At 56.6% G+C, this 2,724-nt stretch carries 4 protein-coding genes; all 4 read right to left on the reverse strand.

What is annotated here, in order from left to right; translation table 11 throughout:
* Positions 1 to 20: 20 nt before the first annotated feature.
* Genes V3W31_01965 through ccsA form a run of 4 tightly spaced genes read right to left on the reverse strand, consistent with a single transcriptional unit; the run spans position 21 to position 2,723 of the window.
* Positions 21 to 755: a cytochrome c biogenesis protein CcdA gene (locus tag V3W31_01965; protein MEE9613703.1), complete on the reverse strand. Its 735-nt coding sequence runs from the start codon at positions 753 to 755 to the stop codon at positions 21 to 23.
* Positions 752 to 1,300 carry a TlpA disulfide reductase family protein gene (locus tag V3W31_01970; protein ID MEE9613704.1) on the reverse strand — a complete coding sequence of 183 codons (549 nt, stop codon included), beginning with the start codon at positions 1,298 to 1,300 and terminating at the stop codon, positions 752 to 754. Before V3W31_01970 ends, V3W31_01965 begins: the two co-directional genes overlap by 4 nt.
* A 5-nt stretch (positions 1,301 to 1,305) precedes the next feature.
* Positions 1,306 to 1,908, reverse strand: coding sequence for a TlpA disulfide reductase family protein (locus tag V3W31_01975; protein MEE9613705.1), 603 nt, complete (start codon positions 1,906 to 1,908; stop codon positions 1,306 to 1,308).
* A gap of 56 nt (positions 1,909 to 1,964) precedes the next feature.
* On the reverse strand, positions 1,965 to 2,723 hold the full coding sequence (gene ccsA, locus V3W31_01980) for a cytochrome c biogenesis protein CcsA (GenBank protein MEE9613706.1): 759 nt from the start codon (positions 2,721 to 2,723) through the stop codon (positions 1,965 to 1,967).
* Between the last annotated feature and the right edge of the window lies 1 nt (position 2,724).

Raw genomic sequence — 2,724 nt, forward strand, 5'->3', positions numbered from 1 at the left:
GTCCGCTGACCGTTTCGTTTTCACCCGACATTCGGAAGGAACATCGAGAGATACCCGGTTATCATAGCAAATGAATTAAAGAATATCAAGACCCCTGTTGCTATGAGGAAAGTCCCGGTCACGACCGAGACGACCCGCATGTGTTTCTTGAGTCTCTGAAAGTGTTTGAGGAAGGTATTGATGCCTATGGAGGTGAGCATGAACGGTATGGCAAGGCCCGCGGAATAGGCGGTAAAGAGCACCATGCCGGCCCACGGGCTCTCGGAGGTGGCCGCAACGGCGAATATTGCCGAGAGTATCGGGCCGATACACGGCGTCCACCCGGCCGCGAAACCCATGCCCACGAGGAACGAACCCAGCAGCCCCATGGGTTTCTCCCGGAAGAAGTGCAGCCGCTTGTCCCTCTGGAGCACCCCTATGTTTATTACGCCTATTATATGTACGCCGAGGAGCGCGATGACGACGCCGCCTACCTTCCGTACGACGTCCTGGTACTCCATGAAGAGGTGGCCGAAGAGCTGGGCCGAGGCGCCGAGCACGACAACGAACACGGTGGAAAACCCGAGCACGAACATCATGGAGTTAAAGAGTATTACCCTCTTCAACTTCCTGTCTTCGCTCTCGCCGGTAAGCTCCTCGAAGGATATGCCCGTTACGAAAGATATATAGGAGGGCACGAGCGGGAGGACGCAGGGGGATATGAAGGAGAGGAGTCCCCCGAGGAAGGCGAAAGGTATGGAAACCCCTTCAGTCATATGCCGAGTATCTCCCCGAAGAGTTTTATCGACATCTCGCTGTCCCAATCCCTCACGCCGTAGGCCCTTCCGATGACCTTACCCTCCCTGTCTATGATAAAGGTCGTAGGCAGGACAAGCGCCCTGTAGCGCTCACTCGCCCCACCCTCCTCGTCTATCAGGACGGTAAAAGTGTAGGGGGTTTCTGCAAGGAAGTCCAGGACCTTCTGCCTTGGCTCGTAGTCGTTCATGGCCACCACCGCAAGCCCCTTATCCGCGAGCTTCTTGTGGAGGGCCTCCATCGCGGGAAGCTCTTCCTTGCACGGCGGGCACCAGGTGGCCCAAAAATTCAGAAAAACGACCTTGCCCTTGAAGTCGTCGAGGGTGACCTTCTTACCGTCCACTCCCCTGATGCTGAACGGCGGGGCGTCGCTCGGACCGATCCTTTCAATGCCGACCTCGTCCCACAGGTCTTTTCCATTTTCCTCTTCCGCGGCCGGGACCGAGGGGGCAAGGAGCAGAAGCAGGCACAGGGAAACCAGGGCTAAGGTTGAAACTCCTCTCATGGGTCTCATCCGCCCCTCTTCGTTCTGTATGCCTCGGGCGGCTTCGCCCCGTTCTTGAGGAGGTCGCGGACCATCGACGTATAGCCGCGTCTCGACCAGTCCCTCGGCCCCATCACCTTTTCGGCTATTACCCCGTTCTGGTCTATTATGAAGGTCTCCGGGACCCCTGTGGTCTTGTACCTCTCCTTCATCCTGCCCTTCCTGTCGTGGAGGACGGGGAAGGTGAAGTTGCGCTTTTCAATAAACTCGCTGACCGCCTCCGGGCCTTTGCTGTCCACGCTCACGGCCAGCATCTCGAACGGCTGCCCCTTAAACTCATCGTAGAGTTCCTGCATGGAGGGCATCTCTTCCTCGCAGGGCTTGCACCACGTGGCCCAGAAGTTCAGGAATACCACCTTGCCGCGGTAGTCGCTGAGGGTCACCTCCCCGCCGCCGAGGTCCGGCAGGGTGAACTCTATGGCCTTGGTTCCGGCAACCACGGGCACGAACTGCTGCCTCTGACCCAATACCGCCAAAGAGACCCCCACCACGGCCACCGCCACTATGACAACCGCAGCCGGGCTAAAGGAACCTTTTTTTCCGTTTTCCGTTTTTTCCTTTTCTTCCATTTTCCCCTATAGATACTTTTTAGACTTTTTAAACTTTAAACTTCTTAAACTATCCTTTATCCATATGCGTGGAGTCCGGGCAGCACGAAGCTTACGCCCCAGTAGAGGAATATAACCGCCATGAAGCCGACAACCGAGAGGTAGGCCGCCCGCTTGCCAGTCCAGCCGCGCGTGACCCTCGCGTGCAGATAGGCCGCGTATATGAACCATGTTATGAGCGACCAGGTCTCCTTGGGGTCCCAGCTCCAGTAGGAGCCCCATGCGTAGTTCGCCCAGATGGCGCCGGAGACTATGCCCACGAACAGGAAAGGAAAGCCCCAGGCTATGGCCCTGTAGCTCAATTCGTCCAGTATCCTCGCGTCCGGGAACCCATCGACAAGATAACTCCATGTCTCGCCGATTACCCGGCTATACTCGGTCAAGAGCGCGAACAGCCCCAGAAATAACCAGGCACCTGCAAGGGCGTACTCAAAGTTCAAGAATATCGGCAGCTGCCCCAATTTGTACCACCTTATGAGTATAATCAGGATGTGGGTGGAAAAAAGCACAAGGGATAATATCCAGAGGAACCCGGTTTTGCGCTCCTTTATGAGGTACATTATACTGGCCCCGAAGGCTATGGCGAAGGCCGCGTACCCTATGAAGGTGGTAAAGACGTGGAAGTCGAGCCACCCTATGGCGTACTTCTCCATCCCCACCTTCTCGAAGAGGTTGACGAGCCACTTCCACTTGCTCTGGAGCGCGGGGTTCAAGGGCCCCGAGCTCTTGAACCTGTATGGCAGGAGCGAGGCCGACAACATCGACAGGAACGCGATC

The organism is Thermodesulfobacteriota bacterium (genome assembly GCA_036482575.1).
Classification (GTDB): Bacteria; Desulfobacterota; GWC2-55-46; order GWC2-55-46; family JAUVFY01; genus JAZGJJ01.

Excerpts from the sequence above, each read along its gene's own strand:
- V3W31_01965 (MEE9613703.1), bottom strand. The coding sequence starts at position 755 with ATGACTGAAGGGGTTTCCATACCTTTCGCCTTCCTCGGGGGACTCCTC.
- V3W31_01970 (MEE9613704.1), bottom strand. The coding sequence starts at position 1,300 with ATGAGAGGAGTTTCAACCTTAGCCCTGGTTTCCCTGTGCCTGCTTCTG.
- V3W31_01975 (MEE9613705.1), bottom strand. The coding sequence starts at position 1,908 with ATGGAAGAAAAGGAAAAAACGGAAAACGGAAAAAAAGGTTCCTTTAGC.